13 protein-coding genes are annotated in these 21,483 nt (G+C 63.3%); 4 read left to right on the forward strand and 9 right to left on the reverse strand.

The features are described from left to right. Positions 1 to 3: 3 nt before the first annotated feature. From QVN30_RS02940 to QVN30_RS02970, 7 genes are all read right to left on the reverse strand, one after another. Positions 4 to 864 (reverse strand): MBL fold metallo-hydrolase, encoded by an 861-nt coding sequence (locus tag QVN30_RS02940; RefSeq protein WP_289835400.1) that lies wholly within the window; start codon positions 862 to 864, stop codon positions 4 to 6. Between the two features lie 111 nt (positions 865 to 975). Then, the gene (garR, locus tag QVN30_RS02945) at positions 976 to 1,860 is read right to left on the reverse strand and encodes a 2-hydroxy-3-oxopropionate reductase (RefSeq protein WP_087201416.1); all 885 of its coding nucleotides are present in this window, start codon (positions 1,858 to 1,860) and stop codon (positions 976 to 978) included. Between the two features lie 99 nt (positions 1,861 to 1,959). Beyond that, positions 1,960 to 3,153, reverse strand: a complete 1,194-nt coding sequence (locus QVN30_RS02950; RefSeq protein WP_204564955.1) for a glycerate kinase — start codon at positions 3,151 to 3,153, stop codon at positions 1,960 to 1,962. A 162-nt stretch (positions 3,154 to 3,315) separates the two neighbouring features. Further along, on the reverse strand, positions 3,316 to 4,233 hold the full coding sequence (locus QVN30_RS02955; RefSeq protein ID WP_204539261.1) for a dihydrodipicolinate synthase family protein: 918 nt from the start codon (positions 4,231 to 4,233) through the stop codon (positions 3,316 to 3,318). A 180-nt stretch (positions 4,234 to 4,413) separates the two neighbouring features. Then, positions 4,414 to 5,739 carry an enolase C-terminal domain-like protein gene (locus QVN30_RS02960; RefSeq protein ID WP_087201423.1) on the reverse strand — a complete coding sequence of 442 codons (1,326 nt, stop codon included), beginning with the start codon at positions 5,737 to 5,739 and terminating at the stop codon, positions 4,414 to 4,416. 298 nt (positions 5,740 to 6,037) lie between these two features. Beyond that, a complete protein-coding gene (locus QVN30_RS02965) occupies positions 6,038 to 7,381 on the reverse strand; it encodes an enolase C-terminal domain-like protein (RefSeq protein ID WP_066830178.1) in 1,344 nt (447 codons plus the stop codon). A 130-nt stretch (positions 7,382 to 7,511) separates the two neighbouring features. After that, entirely contained in the window at positions 7,512 to 8,879 is a 1,368-nt protein-coding gene (locus QVN30_RS02970) for a GntP family permease (RefSeq protein WP_087201425.1), read from the reverse strand. A gap of 411 nt (positions 8,880 to 9,290) precedes the next feature. Here QVN30_RS02970 and QVN30_RS02975 point away from each other — a divergent pair, with 411 nt between their 5' ends. Together QVN30_RS02975 and QVN30_RS02980 are read left to right on the forward strand one after the other, a co-directional pair. Next, positions 9,291 to 10,817, forward strand: a complete 1,527-nt coding sequence (locus QVN30_RS02975; RefSeq protein ID WP_289820421.1) for a UxaA family hydrolase — start codon at positions 9,291 to 9,293, stop codon at positions 10,815 to 10,817. Between the two features lie 125 nt (positions 10,818 to 10,942). After that, positions 10,943 to 12,058, forward strand: a complete 1,116-nt coding sequence (locus QVN30_RS02980) for a CdaR family transcriptional regulator (RefSeq protein ID WP_289835401.1) — start codon at positions 10,943 to 10,945, stop codon at positions 12,056 to 12,058. A 484-nt stretch (positions 12,059 to 12,542) separates the two neighbouring features. On the opposite strand, the gene QVN30_RS02985 is transcribed toward QVN30_RS02980, so the two are convergent. Beyond that, complete coding sequence (locus QVN30_RS02985; protein ID WP_289835402.1) at positions 12,543 to 15,230, reverse strand: cation-translocating P-type ATPase; 2,688 nt, start codon at positions 15,228 to 15,230, stop codon at positions 12,543 to 12,545. A gap of 373 nt (positions 15,231 to 15,603) precedes the next feature. Further along, positions 15,604 to 18,288, reverse strand: coding sequence for a cation-translocating P-type ATPase (locus QVN30_RS02990; protein ID WP_204570821.1), 2,685 nt, complete (start codon positions 18,286 to 18,288; stop codon positions 15,604 to 15,606). Positions 18,289 to 18,767: 479 nt separating this feature from the next. On the opposite strand from QVN30_RS02990, the gene pyk reads away from it, so the two are divergent. Together pyk and QVN30_RS03000 are read left to right on the forward strand one after the other, a co-directional pair. Beyond that, positions 18,768 to 20,228, forward strand: a complete 1,461-nt coding sequence (gene pyk, locus QVN30_RS02995; RefSeq protein WP_066830194.1) for a pyruvate kinase — start codon at positions 18,768 to 18,770, stop codon at positions 20,226 to 20,228. A 240-nt stretch (positions 20,229 to 20,468) separates the two neighbouring features. Continuing rightward, entirely contained in the window at positions 20,469 to 21,395 is a 927-nt protein-coding gene (locus tag QVN30_RS03000) for a putative endonuclease domain-containing protein (RefSeq protein ID WP_289835403.1), read from the forward strand. The last annotated feature ends 88 nt before the right edge of the window (positions 21,396 to 21,483 follow it).

The following is a 21,483-nucleotide window of genomic DNA, read 5'->3' on the forward strand; positions in this document are numbered from 1 at the left end:
GCCCTACGCACGCTGAAGCTCCTGCGGGCCCGGGTCGTATTCGCGAACCTGACGCACGCGCTCGCGCAGGAAGTCTCCCCAGACCGTCGCATCCCGGTACGGCTGGCCCTCATCCGTATAGGTTCCCGCGCGATCCATGATCTCGATCTGGTTGGGGTGGCTCGGCAGCGCGATATCGACCGGAATGGCAGCGATGCGCTCGGCATCGTCGATGAAGCGCGTGCGCAGCGCCGGGGTGAGGTAGGCGCTTGTCCGGTAATAGTCGTCGTTCATGGTGTTCGCGCCCACGCCGCCATGCATGGCGACGGTATACCGCTCGCCGTTCGCAGGGTTTTCGACTTCCCAGAAAAACGACGTGCAGCCGCAGGTGTGACCAGGCGTCAGCAGCGTGCGCACCGATATGTCCCCCAGATCGACGGGATGCTCGTCCGAGAAGTAGCCATCAACCTCAAACGGCTGCGCATGCAGGCGCGCATCGAGATGCGTCGTCTCCTCGGGGCAGGCGCGCATGAACTCGGTGTCCTCGCGGCTCATGAGGACCTTGGCACCCGTGAGATGCGCCAGCATGCCGGCCGCGCCGCAGTGATCGACATGCGCGTGGGAGATGAGGATGAGCTTGATATCGGAGAGCTGGTATCCCAGCTTGTGAACCGAGTCGATCAGCAAAGGACAGGTCTCCGACACCGCCGTGTCGATCAGGATGCATCCCGCGCCCGTATCGATGAGATAGCAGCCGACCCAGCGCTGACCGGCTACATAGTACGTACGCGGGGCAACCTGGAACGGCTCGACCGCAAGCTCCCATGGACGCTCAGATGCACGGGCGAACACGCCCGGAATCGGCGGCGTGCAACGAAACGGCATAGGACCCTCCCCTCATAAGCAGACAGAACATGCCGCCTGCTGCCTTAAGAAAAAACCGGGCGCCCCCGATGCGGGGCGCCCGGCAGACGGCAAAGACGTCTTGATCGACACTTAGCCCTGGAGCTTCATGTCGTTGACCATCTCGTACCACTCGGCGATACCGGAGTGGTCGTCCTTCTCGTGGCCATGGGCCTTGAGGGACTGCATGATCTCCATCGCGAGCGAGGAGAACGGCACGGAGACGTTCACGCCGTGAGAGGTGTCCATAACGTTCTGCAGGTCCTTGATGTGGAGCTCGATGCGGAAGCCAGGGGTGAAGTCGCCGTCGAAGATCTTCTGGGACTTCTGATCCATGACCGTGGAGCCGGCCAGACCGGAGCGGATGGCCTGGTAGACGCGGGAAGGATCGACACCGGCCTTCTTGGCGAGGGAGTAGGCCTCGGCGACACCGGCGATGTTGATGGCGACGATCATCTGGTTGGCGAGCTTGGTGATGTTACCAGCGCCGACCTCGCCCACGAGGGTGACCGTGGAGGCCATGGTCTTGAGCAGGTCCTCGTACTTGGCGAAGACCTCCTCCTTGCCGCCGACCATGACGGCGATGGTGCCGTCGATGGCCTTGGGCTCGCCACCGGAAACGGGGGCGTCCAGGAAGTCGACGCCGATCTCCTCGAGGCGCTTAGCGAAGTCGCGGCTCGCCAGCGGGGCGATGGAGCTCATGTCGATGACGCACTTGCCAGCGGAAAGACCCTCGGCGATGCCGTTCTCGTTGAAGAGCGCGGCCTCGACGTGCGGGGAGTTGGGGAGCATGGTGATGATGACGTCGGACTTCTCAGCAACCTCCTTGCCGCTTGCGCAGGCAACGCCGCCGAGCTCGACGAGGTCGTTCGCGCGCTCGATGTTGAAGTCGAACGCATAGACCGTGTGACCAGCCTTCTGGACGTTGATGGACATGGGCTTGCCCATGATACCCAGACCGACAAATCCTACATTCATACTGCTGTCCTTTCTTTTCATTACAACAGCCTGCCTATGTTCACGCCCGCAAAACGCGGGCGGGAACCCCAAAGGGATTCAGAGAGCCTGCAGCACCCGTTATGCTGCAGAAAAGATCGCGGACGCTTCCTGGGACTCGTGCTCGGCGCGGAGTTTGGATCCCAGCAGCAGCGCGCGAATGGCGTTCTCGCCCGCAATCGGCACGAGCGTATCGGCGTGCGCGATGCTCTCGGCGAGCGTAATCGGGCCCGTGGCGATGGAGAGCACCAGGTCGATGCCCTCGTCATATACGGTACCCAAATCGTCGGCACGTCCGCCGACGACCGCGACCACCGGGATGCCGTGGCGCTTGGCGCGCTTGGCCACACCTATGGGTGCCTTGCCAAACGCCGATTGGGAGTCCATGCGGCCCTCGCCCGTGATCACCAAATCAACACCGTCCATGGCGTCCTCGAGCCCGATGAGATCGAGCAGCGTCTCGATACCGCGCTGGATGCGCGCGCCGCAGAACGCGACGAGCGCCGCGCCGAGGCCGCCGGCAGCGCCCGAACCGGGCACCGCGTCGACCGCACGGCCGACCGTGGCGTTCATGATCTCGGCATAGCGGGCCATCCACGCATCGAAGTGAGTCGTCTGATCGGCGGGGATGCCCTTCTGCGGACCGAACACGCACACGGCGCCATCCGGACCCGTCAGCGGGCTCGTCACGTCCGTCAGCGCGACGACCTCGACGCCGTCGAGCTTATCGGTCATCTGGGAGCAATCGATCGACGCGAGCTCGCCCAGCCCGACCAGACCGCAAGGGATGTCCTCGCCGTCCGCGTTCAAAAAGCGAATGCCGAGCGCCTTGGCCATGCCGGCGCCGCCGTCGCTTGTAGCCGAACCGCCCAAACCGATATAGATGCGCTTGGCTCCATGGTCGATGGCATCCAGCATGACCTGTCCGACGCCCCAGGTGGAAGCGCGCAGGGCATTGTCGCTGTTCTGCTCGATGAGCGTGATGCCGCTCGCCTCAGCCATCTCCAGAATCGCGGTGTCCTCGCCGATGAAGCCGTAGTGGGCGCACACGGTGTCGCCCAGCGGTCCGGAGACCTCGACCTCGCGCATCTCGCCGCCCACGCCGGAGACGATGGCCTCGACCGTGCCCTCGCCGCCGTCGGCGATGGCGAACTTGCGGACCTCGCAGTCGGGAACGACGCGATGGATGCCCTGCTCGAGCAGATCGGCGATGCCGAGGCTCGAAACGGACCCCTTGAACGAGTCAGACGCGATCAGAACGGATAGCTTGTCCATGGAAACCTCCTCTCAAGAGTTGAAGCTGTGCTTGAGCCTATGTACCGGCCAAAGCGGCCGCAGGAACATCAAAATGCGCGGGGCGCCATATAGGCAGGGACACGCCCCGCGCTAGATGAGGAAGGCCGGTCGCCCAAGGCGACCGGCAAGGAAAAGGGAGAGCTAGTCGAGGTAGCCACCGGCGCGCATGGCCGCCTTCATGCCCTCGAGCGCAGCGCCGTCGGCGGGCTCGGTGGGCAGCACGGACGGACCGGCGTTCATGCCCATGAGGTTGGCCATGTCCTTGGTGGCAGCCGGGAAGCTGGCGGCGTCCTGGGACAGACGGATCGGGTTGAGCTTGGTCTGGTACTCAAGGGAGCCCTTGTAGTCGCCCTCCACGAACTTGTCGTAGATGCCGCAGACCAGCTCGGGGTACATGTTGGACGTGGAGCACACCGCGCCCACGGCGCCGCAGCACAGAGCCGGGAACACGACGGTGTCCTTGCCGGCGAACACGGCGAAGTCGATGTCGTCGGTCAGGCGGATGAGCTCCTGGAGGTTCGTGATGTCGCCCGAGGAGTCCTTGATGCCCACGATGTTCTCGCAGTCATGCGCGATGCGGGAGATGGTGTTGCGCGTCATGGCGTAACCGGCGCGACCGGGGTTGCTGTAGATGAGCACCATCGTGTCGGGGATGGCGTCGGCAACCGCCTTGAAGTGGTGGTAGTTGGCCTCCTCGGTGGGATGGATGAACATCGGGGTGAGCACGGAGACCGCGTCGACGTTCAGCTCGGCGGCGCGCTTGGCGAGCGCGACTGCCTTGGAGGTGCGGATGTGGCCGACACCGAAGAACACCGGCACGCGACCGGCGGCGCGCTCGACGATGGCACGGGTGGCCTCGATCATCTCGTCGTCGTCGAACATGTAGAACTCGGAGTTGGACCCGAACGCCAGGATGCCGTCGACACCGTGCTCGATGACGTAGTCGACCTGATCGCACAGGCGCGCGATATCGATCTTGCCGTCATAGGCATCGGTAACCGGGGTGATGATGGGGACGACGATGCCCTTAAGGCGCTCGACATCGAACTTGCTTGCCATTCGTGCTCCAATCTCGCGCATTTACCGAAAAAATGACGGTTCGTGCTTGACACATCTAGTTATATGGGATATTCGCCTCTCGAACTATGGTATACGCGACGAGAGGCACAGGGCGCCGGCACCGGAACCGTGTTCCGCGTACCAGTTTGGCGCGCTGCGCGGTGCCGGCGCCCAGAGCGGTTAGCGAACCAGGCAGGGGCGCTTGCCGTCGAACTTCCAGCCGGGGATGAGGTACTGCATGGCGATGGCGTCGTTGCGCGTACCGAGGTCATTCTCGACGTAGAGCTGATGCGCCTTCTCGAGCGCGTCGCGGTCGATCTCGATGCCGAGGCCGGGCACGTCGTAGGGCACCGCGATCTCGCCGCCCTCGATCTTGGGCGGGTTCTTGGTGAGGAACTGGCCGTCCTGCCAGATCCAGTGCGTATCGCAGGCGTTGTAGAAGCCGGGCGCGGCGGCAGCGCAGTGGGCGACCATCGCGAGCGAGATGTCGAAGTGGTTGTTGGAGTGGACGCCCCAGGTGAGGTCCATGTCGTGGCAGAGCTGCGCGACGCGGGCAGCGCCCTGCATGGTCCAGAAGTGCGGGTCGGCCAGCGGGATGGACACGGAGTCGAGACGGATGGCGGCCTTCATCTCGCGCCAGTCGGTCGCGACCATGTTGGTCGCGGTGGGCAGGCCGGTCAGACGATGGAACTCGGCCATGGTCTCACGCGCGGAGAAGCGGCCTTCCGCACCGCAGGGATCCTCGCAGTAGGTCAGGATGCCGACCATGTCCTTGCAGTTCTCGACAGCCTCGGCGAGCGACCAGGCGCCGTTGGGGTCGAGGTCGATGCGGGCGTTCGGGAACTCCTTCTTGAGGGCGCGGATGGCCTCGAGCTCCTCGGGGCAGGAGAAGACGCCGCCCTTGAGCTTCCAGTCCTTGAAGCCGTAGCGCTCATAGGCGGCCTTGGCGAGCTCGACGATGGCCTCGGGCGTGAGGGCCTCGTCGCGGCGGATGCGGCCCCAGGCGTCGGAATCGTCGTCGTCGTGGATGTAGGGCAGGTCGGTCTTGTTGCGGTCGCCCACATAGAACAGATAGCCGAGGAAGCGCACGGAGTCGCGGACCTGGCCGTCACCGAGCAGGGAGGCCACGGGCACGTTCAGGTGCTTGCCGAGGATGTCGAGCAGCGCGGTCTCGATGGCGGTCTGGACGTGCACGGTGGTGCGCAGGTCGAACGTCTGGTTGCCGCGGCCGCCGGCGTCGAGCGAGGCGTACTTGTCGTGGATGGACTTGACGATGTTCTTGTACTGACCGATGGGCTGGCCGATGACCAGGTCGTCGATCTCGTTCAGGACCTCGGTGATCTTGGTGGAACCGGGGACCTCGGAGATGCCCTCGACACCCTCGGAGTCGGTCAGGATCACGATGTTGCGCGTGAAGTACGGACCATGGGCGCCAGAGAGGTTCAGCAGCATGCTGTCATAGCCGGCAACGGGATAGACTTCGATTTTCTCAATTGTGGGTACCATAAGGACTCCTCCTGTTCGGCGACCGGGATCACTGCCGGTCGAGATGATGGTTCTAAATCTACCGCCCTGGTGCAGGCGCTCCCATATTCGATAGGACATAAGCCGCAGATGCAGCGCGACACAAGATGTTCTGCGTACTATTCTAGCAGGTCATCAGGGGTAAAATTGCCCATCGGGAGCGGGCGCGACACGTCTTTGGGAACAGAGGCGGGACCGTTCGCGGAAAAATGCGGCCCCTCCCCGATTGGGTCGCCCCGCGCCGCCTGGACGACGCGGGACGACCGTTTCCGCATGCGTGCTAGCGCACCATGGCCGGACGATGCGGGTCGTAGGTCCAGCCGGGGATGAGCGCGTTCATGCCGCGCGCGTCATCGCGCGTGCCGCAGCCGTTGTCCACATAGAGCTTGTGGGCGGCGTCCAGCTTGGCGCGGTCGAGATCGATGCCCAGGCCGATGCTGTCGCGCGGCACCGTGAGGCAGCCGTCGTGGAACTGCGGGGCCGTCTTGCCCAGATGCTGGCCGTCCTGCCACATGTAATGCGTATCGCAGGCGTTCACGAAGCCGGGCGCCGCGGCGGCGGCGTGCGCGACCATCATGAGCGAGATGTCGAAGTGGTTGTTGGAGTGGACGCCCCAGGTGAGGTCCATCTCATGGCAGAGCTGCGCCACGCGCACGCATCCCTGCATGGTCCAGAAGTGCGGGTCGGCCAGCGGGATCGTGACGGAGTCCAGGCGGATGGCCGCCTTCATCTCGCGCCAGTCGGTGTCGATCATGTTGGTGGCCGTGGGCAGGCCCGTCTGACGATGGAACTCGGCCATGGTCTCGCGACCGGAGAAGCGGCCTTCCGCACCGCAGGGATCCTCGCAGTAGGTCAGCACGCCCACCAGGTCGCGGCAGACCTCGACGGACTCGGCGAGCGACCAGGCGCCGTTGGGGTCGATGGTGATGCGGGCCTCGGGGAAGCGCTCCTTCAGGGCGCGAATGGCGCGGATCTCCTCGCGCGCGGGGAACACGCCGCCCTTGAGCTTGAAGTCATGGAACCCGAAGCGCTCGGCTGCAGCCTCGGCCTGGTGCACGATGGCCTCGGGCGTGAGCGCCGGGTCGCGGCGGATGCGGCCCCATTCGTCGGAGTCGTCATCGTCGTGCAGGTACGGACCGCCCACGACGTTGCGGTCTGCGACATAGAACAGGTATCCGAGGAAGCGCACGTCCTCGCGCACCTGGCCGTCACCGAGCAGCGCGGCGACGGGCACCTCGAGATGCTTGGCCAACAGATCGAGCATGGGGGTCTCGATGCCGGTGATGACGTTGGTGACCTTGGAGAAGATCTGGGCGTGCGCCGTCTGGGCCCCGCCGGCGGCGGCAGCGGCGGCCATGTTGGCGCTCAGGAACTCCTGGGCCTCGAGCAGCGTCTGCTTGAAGCGGCCGAGCGGCTTGCCCTCGACAAGCGGGATCAGGCTCTCGAGACGCTTGGTGATCACCTCGCCGCCGGGGACCTCGCCCACGCCGGTGTAGCCGGCCGAGTCGGTCAGCACCACGATGTTGCGCGTGAAGAACGGCTCGTGCACGCCGGCGAGGTTCAGAAGCGGGCTGTCATAGCCAGCGACCGGCACGACCTCCATGCGTTCGATCTTGACGTCCATGCGATACTCCTTTCCTTGCAGAAGGACCCGGCGTGGCCAAACACCCTCCCGCGCCCGCCTTCCGCGAAACAAAAAGGGCCCGATCTCGATGACTCGAAACCGGACCCTCCCAACTCATGTCGATGATTGACTACACGATACCAATCGATGCCAAGAAGACGCAGAAGAACGAGTTGATGAACGGGAAGATAGCTCCCAGGATGAACTCGTGGATGTAGCCGCGCTTGTAGTCGAGGTTGGTGTAGTTCAGGCGGTTGATGGCCGAGCCGTTGTAGGGCATGGAGTCCAGGCCGTAGCAGGACACGGCGACAACACGGTGCACGATGTCGGGGTTGATGCCCATGTCGACGAAGCGCTGAGCGAACAGGTTCAGGGCGATGGCCTCGCCGCCGGAGGCGGAGCCGGTGATGCCGGCAACGAGGTTGGTGGCCAGGCAGAGCTGGATGAGCGGGGTGCCCGGGATGGCGTTCAGGTTGTCGACGACGTACTGGAAGCCGGGGGCGAGCTCAACGGCAGCGCCGAAGCCGACGACCGCGGAGACGTTCATGATGGACTTCATCGTGGAGGTGCAGCCGGCGCCAAGCGTCTTGCCGATGTTCTGGAACTTGTTGAAGTACAGGGCATAGCAGACCAGGCAGCCGATGGTCAGCGAGATCCACGGATCGTAGTCGACGAGGATGACGTTCATGCAGACCAGCAGCACGATGGAGGGCAGCAGGGCCTTGATGAACTCCCAGTTGGAGCAGGTGTCACCCAGGATGGAGGTATCGAGCTCGCTGGAGTTCTCCTCCATAAGCTTACCGGTGGGCAGGTAGCCCTCGCCGCGACGCTCGTTGCGACGCAGGACGAACCAGATGTACCAGGCGCCGAACACGATGCAGGTGAGCGTGGTGACGATGGCCAGGAGCGGAGCCGCAGTGGCCTCGGTGCCCAGGTAGCTCATGGGCATGAGGTTCTGGACGGACGGGGAGCCCGGCAGAATAGCGGTCCACATGGAGCCGCCGTAGACGGCGACGGCGATGACGAAGTGCCAAGGAATGTCCATCTTCTTGAAGATCTCGCGGCAGATCGGCGCGATGGTGAAGATGACGACGAAGCCGGAGACGCCGCCGAAGGACAGGATGGCGGTGATGAGGGACAGGCCCATGATGACCAGGTACTTGGACATCATGTCGTTCTTGCCGCCGCCCAGACGCTGGGCGACGTCGCCGATCTTGATGGCGATCTTCTGAGCGGCACCGCAGTCGCCCAACATGGCGCCCAGGATGCACGCGGGCAGGAAGAGCAAGAAGTTGCTCTGCGAGAAGCCGGCGAAGTCCTCAGAGTAGGCACCAGCCATGTTCTCCAGGATCTCTGCGGGACCCATGCTCGAGAACGCGAAGACGATGATTGCCGACACGGGGCCGACGACCAGAATAGGAAGGCCCTTGATCGAAGCGATGATCAGGAAGGCCATGGCAACGAGAATGCCAATCAGACTAAGAAGTCCTGCATCCATACTCTTTCCTCCTTACAGATGCATGCGTTGGAACTAGATGTGTTCTCCCCCTCTCCTTTCTCTCCTTCAGGGTACGCAGCACACAACTCGATCACGTCGGGCAGACTGGCAGCCGACGGCCCGCACCTCGTTGCGCCCACGTGCGCCCAAAACTAAAGCACCGATACACTCGCTCATCCTGCTGCCTGCGGCCTGCGCGGACCGCGGAAGCGAAAGACCGGGCATATCGCCGCTCGCTTGCTTATGGAGAAATGATGAGCTAACCCGCATACCCTTTTAAGAGTCCAAATACCATCGCTTGAGCAGGTGAATTGGCCGTTTGGTGGTACAGAAAACATTTTTTAGACATTGACACACCGATAGAGTAAAGCGCGTAGAGAAAGCTGCCTTTATATGGAAAGGAGCTGGTATATGGCCGCATCGCTGTACGTCAAGATCAACGAGATCGACAACGTCGGCATCGCGCTGCACGACATCGCAGCTGGCACCGACGTGGGCGGCGGGGTCATCGCGCAAAGCGATATCCCCCAGGCGCACAAGATCGCGTTGGCCGACATCCCCAAGGGCGGCAACGTCGTCCGCTACGGCGTGGTCCTCGGTTACGCCAAGCAGGACACCCCTGCGGGCACGTGGATCAACGAGACGTCGCTTGACCTTCCCACCCCTCCCCCGCTCGACGAGATGGAGTGGGGCACCAACATCGTGACCGATCTGCCCACCCCGCCGGTCACCACCTGGGAGGGCTACGCGCCCATCGAGCCCGGCGGCTACGGCGGCACGCGCAACTACCTGGGCATCCAGACCACGGTGCAATGCGCCGCCGGCGTGGTGAACAAGGCCGTCGAGCGCATCAAGCGCGACATCCTGCCCAAGTACCCCAACGTGGACGGCGTCGTGGCGGTCAGCCATGCGTACGGCTGCGGCGTCGCCATCAACGCGACGGACGCCTACATCCCCAAGCGCATCATCCGCAACATCGCCAAGCACCCCAACTTCGGCGGCGAGTTCATGCTCGTGGGCCTCGGGTGCGAGAAGTTCTCGCCCGAGATGTTCTGCGAGGACCGTCCCGAGGACAACAACCCCGACAACGTCATCATCCTTCAGGACTGCCATGGTTTTGAGGACATGATGGACAAGATCTGCGCCATGGCCGAGACCAAGCTCAAGCGCCTGAACGAGCGCCGTCGCGTCACGCTGCCGCTGTCCGACCTGCTGATCGGCGCGCAGTGCGGCGGATCCGACGCCTTCTCCGGCGTGGCCTCGAACCCCTCGATCGGCTACTGCGTCGACCTGCTGGTCGCCGGCGGCGGCACGGCCATGTTCTCCGAGGTCACCGAGGTGCGCGACGGCGTGTACCTGCTTGCCCACCGCTGCGTGGACGAGCCGACCGAGAAGAAGCTCGCAGCCGAGATGCGCTGGTACGACGAGTATCTGGACCGCGGCGGCGCCGACCGCTCCGCGAACCCCACACCCGGCAACAAGAAGGGCGGCCTGTCCAACATCGTCGAGAAGGCCATGGGCTCGATCGCCAAGTCCGGCCGCTCCCCCATCGTCGAGGTCCTCTCGCCGGGCGAGCGCCCCACCAAGCACGGCCTCATCTACGCCGCCACCCCGGCGAGCGACCTGTGCTGCGGTCCCTGCCAGCTCGCCAGCGGCATGGGCGCCGAGCTGTTCACGACCGGCCGCGGCACCCCCTACTCGCTGGCCGCCGCACCCGTCCTCAAGGTCTGCTCGCGCAGCGAGGTCGCCGCGCAGTGGCCCGACCTCATCGACGTCAACGCCGGCCCCGTGTCGAGCGGCGAGCGCACCATCGAGGAGGTCGGCACCGAGCTGTTCTTGCTGCTGCTCGACGTGGTGAGCGGTCGCAAGAAGTCGCACGCCGAAGAGCACGGCCTCGCGAACGATCTGTGCGTCTTCAACCCCGCGCCCATCACCTAATGGTCTATGAAGGCATGCGTCGGGTACCATAAGGCGTGCGCCTTCAGCGCCAGTTCGCATGCCATGTACGAATTCCGATGGGGGCCGTCCGCACGGATGGCCCCCTCTCCTCATGAGGAAGCGCTATGAACCTCGATCCGCAGATTGCCGAGAGCATCGTCACCAATCTCAAGGACGTCATCAACCACGAGATCAATCTCTTCGACACCACCGGGACCATCATCGCCAGCACGGTGCGCTCGCGCATCGGCACGAGCCATGACGGCGCCCGCCTGGCGATCAAGACCAAGCAGACGGTCACTATCGACAACGAGCACGAGTTCAAGGGCGCCAAGCACGGCATCAACGTACCCGTCGTCTTCAACGACTCCGTCGTCGCCGTCATCGGCATCACGGGCGAGCGCGCCGAGGTCGAGCCGTTCGGCGTCGTCATCAAGAAGATGACCGAGATCCTCATCCGCGAGAACTGGGACCAGGCCGTCCAGTACGACCGCCGCTCGCGCGTGCAGAACCTCGTCAACATGCTCAAGCTCAAGCACCACGACGAGGAGCTCGTCGCCTACTACGCCTCGTTTCTGCGCATCGACCTGAACCGCCCGCGCATCGTCGTGGTGGGCCGCGTCGAGACCGACGAGGTGCCCGACTACGACGCGCTGTTCGCCATGATGCACGCGCGCTTCCAGCAGCTGCAGACGAGCTTCTTCGCGTTCTCCGAGCGCGAGCTGTGCCTGTTTATCGACACGCGCGACGAGCGCGCCCTGCCCGGCCTGCTCGAGGGCATCCGCGACGATGCCCACCGCCTGCTGCGCCTGCCCGTGCGCTTCGGCATCGGCATGGCGGCCGAATCGTGCTCCGACTACTGGCGCAGCTACGAGGAGGCCTGCCGCGCCCTCGAGTGGAACGAATTCGCCCAGGAGGGGTTCACCCAGCGTTACGACAGCATGGACCTGGGCCTTGTGGTCTCCTCCATTCCGCGCGACGACGCCCAGCGCCTGGTCGACCACGTGTTCAGCGGCCTCTCCGACGAGGAGGTCGACTCCTTCCAGGTCGTGTTCGAGGCCTATGCCCGCCACAACGGCAGCATCGTCCACTGCGCCGACGAGCTGTTCCTGCACAAGAACACGCTGCAGAACCGCCTAAACAAGATTGCCGACAAGACGGGCTACAACCCGCGCAAGCTCTCCGGCTTCGCCGTTTTGACCATGGCGTTCCTGCTGCGCCGCTACATCCGCCGCCAGTAGAGCGCGACCGTCGAGCCCAGGCTTCGCCCTCCCGTCCCGCATGGGACAGGAGGGCTTTTTTCTGCGCCCGGAGCCTCCGCCGTGCAAATCCGGGGACGTACCTTCCGCGTGCATGTTTGCAAATTCGGGGACACCCCTTGAGTGCGCGCTTCTGCACGCCGATGGGGCGTCCCCCATGTGTAAACCTCGGTCTAGCCCGTGGATGCGGATGCTCCGGCGGAGGTTTTCACAAAAAGCGCGGGCTGAACATCGGAATCCTGCAGAAATGCCGATATGGAATGGATTGAAACGCGCCTGGCCCCAACCAGCCCATCAAGGGGTGTCCCCGAATTTGCATAAATGCACCCCCAAGGTACGTCCCCAATTTGCAAAAGTGCACGCGGAAGGTACGTCCCCGAATTTGCACTTATTCGGGATGAAAAAAGGCCCCGAGGGCGATTCCTCGGGGCCTTGTCGTCAGCGGGTATGTAGGACCCAGATGATGCTAGTCGTTCTTCTCGACCGCACGCATGATGGCCTTGTAGATCTCCATGATCGGGATGATCAGGAAGGCGAGGCCGATGGCGCAGGCAAGCGCCTCGAGCGGCAGCTCCATGAAGCCGAACATCACGGCCAGCGGGTGGAACTCGACGACCACGACGGTGAGGACGAGCGCGAGCAGCGCAGCGCCCCACAGCCACTTGTTCTGCTTGGGCATGCTGAACAGCGACGCGCGGCGGCTGCGCATGTTGAAGCAGTGGAAGATCTCGACCATCGACAGGGTGATGAAGGCCATGGTGACGCCCTCCTCGTCGGCGGTGCCGGCGATCATGTCGGCGATGTCGATGTAGCCCATGTCGAAGTACACGCCCACGAAGAAGCTCGCGAGCACGAGGATGGTGATGATGACGCCCTGGAACACGATGTCGATGCCCATGCCGCCAGCGAACACGCCATCGGTGGCGTTACGCGGCTTGCGCTTCATGATGTCGCCCTCGGCCTCTTCCATACCGAGCGCGAGCGCCGGGAAGCAGTCCGTGATCAGGTTGATCCACAGCAGCTGGACGGGCTGGAAGATGGTGAAGCCCACGAGCGTCGCCACGAAGACCGAAAGCACCTCGGCGATGTTGGCGGACAGTAGGAACTGGATGACCTTGCGGATGTTGTCGTAGATACGACGGCCTTCCTCCACCGCGTTGATGATGGTGGCAAAGTTGTCGTCGGCGAGCACCATGTCGGCGACGTTCTTGGTGACGTCGGTACCGGTGATGCCCATGCCCACGCCGATGTCGGCGCGCTTGATGGACGGGGCGTCGTTCACGCCGTCGCCGGTCATGGCGACGATCTTATCGCGGCTCTTCCAGGCGTCGACGATGCGCGCCTTGTGCTCGGGCTGGACGCGCGCGTACACGCTGTACTCGGTGACCTTCTCCTTGAAGTCCTCGTCGGAGATCTTGTCGAGCTGGGAACCGGTGATGGCCTGGCTGGCGTCCTCGCAGATGCCCAGGTTCTTCGCGATGGCCACGGCGGTGTCGATGTGGTCGCCCGTGATCATGACGGGACGGATGCCGGCCTCCTTGGCCTCGGCGATGGCCGGGGCGACCTCAGGACGCTCGGGGTCGATCATGCCGGACAGGCCCACGAAGGTGAGGTCGTGCTCGAGGGCCTCGGGGCTGCAGTCGGCAGGCTGCTCGTCGTGCATGCGGACGGCGGAGGCCAGAACGCGGAGCGCCTGGTTGGCCATCTCCTTGTTGGCGGCCATGATCTTCTCGCGGCGCGCGTCGGTCATGGGCTCGACGGAGCCGTCGGCGTTCATGACCTGGGTGCAGCGGCCGAGCACCACGTCGGGGCCGCCCTTGGTGTACTGCTCGAAGGTGCCCTCGGGGGTCTTGACCACGACGGACATCATCTTGCGGCCGGAGTCGAACGGGGCCTCGCCCACGCGCGGGTACTTGGCGGCGTTGCCACCCTCATAGAAGCCGAGCTTGGCGGCATCGTTCACGAGCGCGCACTCGGTCGGCTCGCCCACGGACTCGCCGGCCTCGGGATCCCACTTGGCGTCGGAGCACAGGGCCATGGCACGGACGTGCAGGTCGTCGGGACCCTCGACCTCGTGCTTGATGACGGTCATCTTGTTCTGGGTCAGCGTGCCGGTCTTGTCGGAGCAGATGATCTGGGTGCAGCCGAGCGTCTCGACCGCGGTCATCTTGCGGATGATGGCCTGGCGCTTGGACATCTTGGTGACGCCCATGGACAGCACGATGGTGACGACTGCGACGAGGCCCTCGGGGATGGCGGCGACGGCGAGCGACACGGCGACCATGAAGGTGTCGAGGATCATCTCGGGGTTGCTTCCGAGCTCACCGCCGTGACGGAGAAGGTCGACGGCGAAGATGACCACGCAGATGCCGAGCACGAGCTTGGTCAGGATGCCGGACAGCTCGTTCAGCTTGATCTGCAGCGGCGTGAGCTCCTTCTTGGCGGTGGTCAGCGCATCGGCGATCTTGCCCATCTCGGTCTTCATGCCGGTAGCGGCAACAACGGCGGTACCGCGGCCGTACACCACGGTGGAGCCCATGTAGCACATGTTCTTGCGGTCGCCCAGCGGCACGTCGTCGGTGCCCTCGGCAAGCACGATGGGATCGGTGTGCTTCTCGACCGGGACGGACTCGCCGGTGAGCGCGGCCTCCTCGATCTTCATGGATGCGCTCTCGATGATGCGGCAGTCCGCAGGCACGGAGTCACCGGCCTCGAGCAGCACGATGTCGCCGGGGACCAGGTCGGCACTCGGCAGGTGCTCCAGCTTGCCGTCGCGGATGACCTTGGACTGCGCGGCGCTCATCTCCTGCAGGGCGGCAAGCGCCTGCTCGGACTTGGCCTCCTGGACCACGCCCAGCACGGAGTTGATGACGACGACGGTCAGGATGATGATGACGTCGGCCCACTCGGGCTCACCCTGAATGGTGCCCGTGATGGCAGAGATCGCCGCAGCGACGATAAGCATGATGACCATGGGGTCTGCCATCTGCTCGAAGAAGCGCTTCCACAGCGGGGTCTTCTCCTCTTCATCGAGCTTGTTGGGACCGAACTCGCCGAGGCGCTGCTGCGCCACGGCTGCAGTAAGGCCCGTTTCGGCGTTCGAGGACTGTGCGGCAAGCACATCCTCTGCCGAAGCCAGGTACTCTTTCTCCATACCTTTCTTCCTCCTGGGTGTCGTGCCAACCAACAGGTTGAAGCCCGATCATAATTCCCCAGGAGCGCGGGGCAAGGGCCCTTCAAGGCTGCCATGTTAGCTGGCGTCTTGCAATGACTAGCAATAATACCCTATAACGACGGTAGTAAGCCTACAGACTTGCCTTTGAAAAGGCCATGTTACAAATTGCGAGAAATATCAGCGAGAGCTGAGCGCCCATTGGTCTGCGTACCATATTGTGAAGAAAAAGGGACAGTCCCTATCGTTTCACGGTGAAACGATAGGGACTGTCCCTTTTTCTTCAGTGACGCGCAAAAACGGGAGGCCCGAGCAGGGCCTCCCGTGCACATCGGAGCGCACATGCGTGCAAAGGCTATGCGTCCTTCTCGACCGCGCGCATGATGACCTTGTAGATCTCGACCAGCGGAATGATCAGGAAACCGAGCACGAGCGCGGTGATCATGCCGCGCGGCTCGAGCGCGGTCACGCCGAAGAAGATCTCGGCCAGCGGGTCGAACTCGACCACGACGAGCGTCAGGATGAGCGCGAGGATCGCGGCGCCCCACAGCCACTTGTTCTGCTTCTTCATATGGAAGATGGAGGCACGGCGGCTGCGCATGTTGAAGCAATGGAAGATCTCGACCATGTTGAGCGTGATGAACGCCATCATGACGCCTTCCTCGTCGGCGGTGCCCGCCATCATGTTGGCGATGTCGATGGTGCCCATGTCGAAGTACACGCCGCAGAAGAAGCTCGCGAGCACCAGCACAGTGATGATCAGGCCCTGGACGACCGTGTCGAGGCCCATGTGCCCGGCGAACACGCCGTCGGTGGCGTTACGCGGCTTGCGGCGCATGATGTCGCCCTCGGCCTCCTCCATGCCCAGCGCGAGCGCCGGGAAGCAGTCGGTGACGAGGTTGACCCACAGCAGCTGGATGGGCTGGAACAGCGTGAAGCCGATGATGGTCGCCGCGAACACCGAGAACACCTCGGCCAGGTTCGCGGACAACAGGAACTGGATGACCTTGCGGATGTTGTCGTAAATGCGGCGTCCCTCTTCGCACGCGTTGATGATCGTGGCGAAGTTGTCGTCGGCGAGCACCATGTCGGCGACGTTCTTGGTGACGTCGGTGCCGGTGATACCCATGCCGATGCCGATGTTCGCATGCTTGATGGACGGGGCGTCGTTCACGCCGTCGCCGGTCATGGCGACGATCTTGTTCTTGGACTTCCACGCCTCGACGATACGGGTCTTGTGCTCGGGCTGGACGCGCGCGTACACGCCGTACTTCTCGATCTGGGAGTCGAGCTCCGCGTCGGACATCTTGTCGATCTCGGCGCCCGTGATGGCCTGGCTGCGGTCGGTGACGATACCGAGGTTCTTGGCGATGGCCACGGCGGTGTCGATGTGGTCGCCCGTGATCATGACGGTGCGGATGCCGGCGCCATGGGCCTCCTTGATGGCCGGGGCCACCTCGGGACGCTCGGGGTCGATCATGCCGGACAGGCCGCAGAACACGAGATCGTGCTCGAGCGCCTCGGCCGAGCAGTCCGTCGGCTTCTCCGCATAGGTGCGGCTCGCGAGCGCGAGCACGCGCAGGGCCTCGTCGGCCATGGCCTTGTTGGCGGCCAGCAGCTCCTCGCGACGTGCCTCGGTCATGGGAACGATCTTGTCGCCGTCGTAAACCTGGGTGCACAGGTTCAGCACGACGTCGGGAGCGCCCTTGGTGTACTGCTCGAAGGAGCCGTCGGCCTCCTGGACCACGACGGACATCATCTTGCGGCCGGAGTCGAACGGGGCCTCGCCCACGCGCGGGTGCTCGATATCGAGCCCCTGCATGCCGGCCTTGCCCGCGTCGTTCACGAGCGCGCACTCGGTCGGCTCGCCCACGGCCTCGCCGGCCTCCTCGTCCCACTTGGCGTCGGAGCACAGGGCCATGCCGGCAAGCAGCTTCTCCTCGGAGGAGGCGAGCTCGTGCTTGACGACCGTCATCTTGTTCTGGGTCAGCGTACCGGTCTTATCGGAGCAGATGACCTGCGTGCAGCCGAGCGTCTCGACCGCGGACAGGTTGCGGATGATCGCCTGGCGCTTGGCCATCTTGGTCACGCCGATGGACAGCACGATGGTGACGACGGCCACGAGGCCCTCGGGGATGGCCGCGACGGCGAGCGACACGGCGACCATGAAGGTGTCGAGCAGCATCTGCGGCTCGGAGGCGACGTTGCCGATGCCGGAGCGCAGCAGGTCGACCGCGAAGATGACCACGCAGATGACGATGACCATGATGGTCAGGATCTTTGACAGCTCGGCGAGCTTCATCTGCAGCGGCGTGAGCTCCTCTTTGGCCTCGGTCAGGGCGCCGGCGATCTTGCCCATCTCGGTCTTCATGCCGGTACCGACCACCACAGCGCGGCCGCGGCCGTAGACCACGGTGGAGCCCATGTAGCACATGTTCTTGCGGTCGCCCAGCGGCACGTCGTCGACACCTGCCTCGAGCACGATGGCATCCGCGTGCTTCTCGACCGGGACGGACTCGCCGGTGAGCGCGGCCTCCTCGATCTTCATGGACGCGCTCTCGAGCACACGGCAGTCGGCAGGTACGGAGTCGCCGGCCTCGAGCAGCACGACGTCGCCCGGAACGAGCTCGGACGAATGCAGCATGGTCATCTTGCCGTCGCGGATGACCTTGGACTGCGCGGCGCTCATCTCCTGCAGGGCCTCGAGCGCCTCTTCGGACTTGGCCTCCTGGATCACGCCGAGCGCGGAGTTGATGATAACGACCGCCATGATGATGACGACGTCCGCCCACTCCGACTCGCCCTGGATCATGCCCGTGACCGCCGAGATGACGGCGGCGACGATAAGCATGATGACCATGGGGTCCGCCATCTGCTGGAAGAAGCGGATCCACAGCGGCGTCTTCTCCTCTTCGTCCAGCTTGTTGGGACCGAACTGCGACAGGCGCTGTTGGGCCACGCTTGCCGTAAGACCGGTTTCGGCATTCGAGGCTTGCTCCTCGAGCACCTCCTCGGCCGAAGCTAAGTATTCCTTCTGCATACTTTGCTTCTCCCCTCTTGGGAACACGTGCTGGCCAGCAGATTTTGCCCGATCTTAATTCCCCGTGAGAAGGGGCAAGGGCCTCTAGAGGCTGCGTACCGGCCAGCGGCTTACAACAAACAAAAGTGTAGCGCGCTTCTACACAATTAATTCATGTTCTACGCAAACGGTCGATATTCGGCGCAGGCGCTCAGGCCGGCGACTTGTCAACCGCGTATGGATGTCGCCACATGCGCGGCGGACCAATAAACGCACTAAATTGGTATGGAGAACCTTGTGCGCGCCCTTTCCATCCCGTAGGCTCCCCTCGAGCACGTTTGGAAAACCAGGAGCTTCTCACTTATGGAATCGTTCTCGTAAAACTTGTGTGATGACTCAGAGATGATGCATCCCTTATGTTCCTGTGAGTGATTTTCTTCTATAATACGCGCTGGTAATTCGTTTTATCAGCGCACTCTTACCGTCAGATGGAGGTCTGAATGTACAAGCGCACGAAGATCGTATGCACCATGGGTCCTGCCTGCGACAGCGACGAGACCCTCCGCGAGATGATCAAGGCGGGCATGAACGTCGCCCGCTTCAACTTCTCGCACGGCTCCTATGAGGAGCATCACGAGCGCATCGAGCGCGTCCGCCGCATCTCCCGCGAGCTCGGTATCCCCGTGGGCATCCTGCTCGACACCAAGGGCCCCGAGGTCCGCACCGGCCTGCTCAAGGATCACGCCAAGATCACCGTTCACGAGGGCGACAAGATCATCGTGACCGCGCAGCCCACCTCCGAGGACTGGCTCGGCGACGAGACCCACATCTCCCTTGATTACCTGGACCTCCCCTCCGAGGCCGAGGCCGGCTCCCTCATCCTGATCGATGACGGCCTGGTCGCCCTCGAGGTCGAGTCCATCGACGGCCAGGACATGCACTGCGTCGTCAAGAACACCGGCGAGATCGGCGAGCGCAAGGGCGTCAACATCCCCAACGTCGAGATCGGCCTGCCCGCCATCACCGACCGTGACCGCGAGGACATCCTGTTCGGCATCAAGGAGAACATCGACTACATCGCCGCCTCCTTCATCCGCAACGCCCAGGCTGTCGAGGAGATTCGTCACCTCTGCCGCCTGAACGGTGGCGAGCACGTCACGATCTTCCCCAAGATCGAGTGCGCGCTGGGCGTCCAGAACTTCGACGACATCCTCGAGGCATCCGACGGCATCATGGTCGCCCGCGGCGACCTGGGCATCGAGATCGCTCCCGAGCTCGTGCCGCACATCCAGAAGGAGATCATCGCCAAGTGCAACGCGGCCTACAAGCCCGTCATCACCGCGACCCAGATGCTCGACTCCATGCAGCACAACCCGCGCCCGACCCGCGCCGAGGTCGCCGACGTCGCGAACGCCATCTATGACGGCACCGACGCCGTCATGCTCTCCGGCGAGACCGCTGCCGGCCAGTACCCGGTCGAGGCCGTCAAGATGCAGGCCCACATCGCGCACGAGACCGAGAAGCACCTTCCCGTCCACGCACAGCTCAAGGCCCCCGAGAACGCGCACGGCACCCGCGTCATCAACAACGTCGTGGGTATGTCCGCAGTGAACATGGCCACCGTCGTGGGCGCCAAGTGCATCACCGTGCCCACCACCACCGGCCGCACCGCGCGCCTGATCTCCCACTTCCGTCCGAACGTGCCCATCTGCGCGTTCTCCCGTCACGAGTGGGCCGTTCAGCAGATGATCATGTACTGGGGCGTTGATCCGCACCTGGCCGCCATCACGCAGGGCACCGTCAACGGCACCATCATCAAGGCGATCGAGACCGCCAAGGAGCTCGGCTACGTCAAGGAAGGCGACCTCACCGTTGCCACCGCTGGCGATCCGCGCATGTCCATCCACCTCGACGGCAAGGCGACGTCCACCAACGTGGCCTACGTCGCGCAGGTGCGCTAACGCCGGCTCACGGCATTTTGCCGCACGCCTGCCCTTTTGACAGCTTGCATACCCCCGTCTATATTTGTAGGCGGGGGTATTCTTTTACTCTTGTACCATGTGATGCATAGGTTCCATTTGGTACGCATCATATTATTTTGCTTTCTTTTATAGTTTTTACTTAACTTGTGATATTCTGGTCGCATGAAAAGACTTTATGCGACAGACAAAACGGCACTTGAGCTCATCCGTTCGGGCGCCATGCCGCGCGACTATGCGTCGGTTGCGTTCGCGCCGGCCGATATGCTCGACGCGGCAAGCACCGCGCGCGATATCAAGCAACTTGTCGAACGCTCGGACGCTATTGCCCGACTCACGACACCCTACATGGTGCTGGTCCCCGAACATGCACATCGGCGCAACTCCAAGCTCATTACCTGCCGAGCACTCTCTGCGAGCATCACGGAGCCCTATCTTGTCAGCATCGATGAAGACTGCCTGTGCGTGACACCCGAGCTGCTGTTCATCCTGTATAGCCAGAAGCATTCTCTCGCGACGAGCGTCCAGCTTGGACTGGAGCTGTGCGGGACCTATACGCTGCCCGCCTTTTCCGATAACGAATGCTTTACTACATATGACCTGCCCGTCTTGACGACCGCAAAGTCTATTCGGGAGTTTATTGCGCGCAATCCGGGCATATACGGCGCAAAACGGGCAAAGCGGTTTGCGCGCATCTTGCGGGACGGGTCCGCCTCACCTATGGAAACCGTACTGTTCTTGCTGCTCTGTCTGCCCGTATCCGAGGGTGGCTACGGCCTTCCCTTGCCGGAGTTCAACGCCGACCTGCCGGTTATCCAGTATCTGGGATCGATGCATGTCCCTCAAATCCGCTACGGGGACCTGGTCTATCGGTCCGCGCGCGTCGTGTTGGAATACCAGAGCAGCGAGCATCACACGGGATCGGAGCGACAGGAGTCCGACGAGGACCGACGCGACGACATCGAGGCGACCGGCTACACCGTGATGTTCATCACGCCGTCGCGCATCAAGGATTTCGATCGCTTTGAGGCGGTCGTGCAGCGGCTCGCGCGCTATCTGGGGGTAGATTTCTCTCGCTGCGAGCCCGGACGGAACACATCTCGCCTCGCACTGAGAAAGCTCTTGCTGCCCGAATCTTGGACTGAATAGAATTCTTATAAACGTGCAGGTATCGGAAATTCTTTTGTATAAAAATCCGTTTTGAGCAAAACCTACAAAGATGGAGGGTTGAGTTTGG

The sequence above is a fragment of the Collinsella ihumii genome, from assembly GCF_030385545.1.
In the GTDB taxonomy this organism is placed as follows: Bacteria; Actinomycetota; Coriobacteriia; order Coriobacteriales; family Coriobacteriaceae; genus Collinsella; species Collinsella ihumii.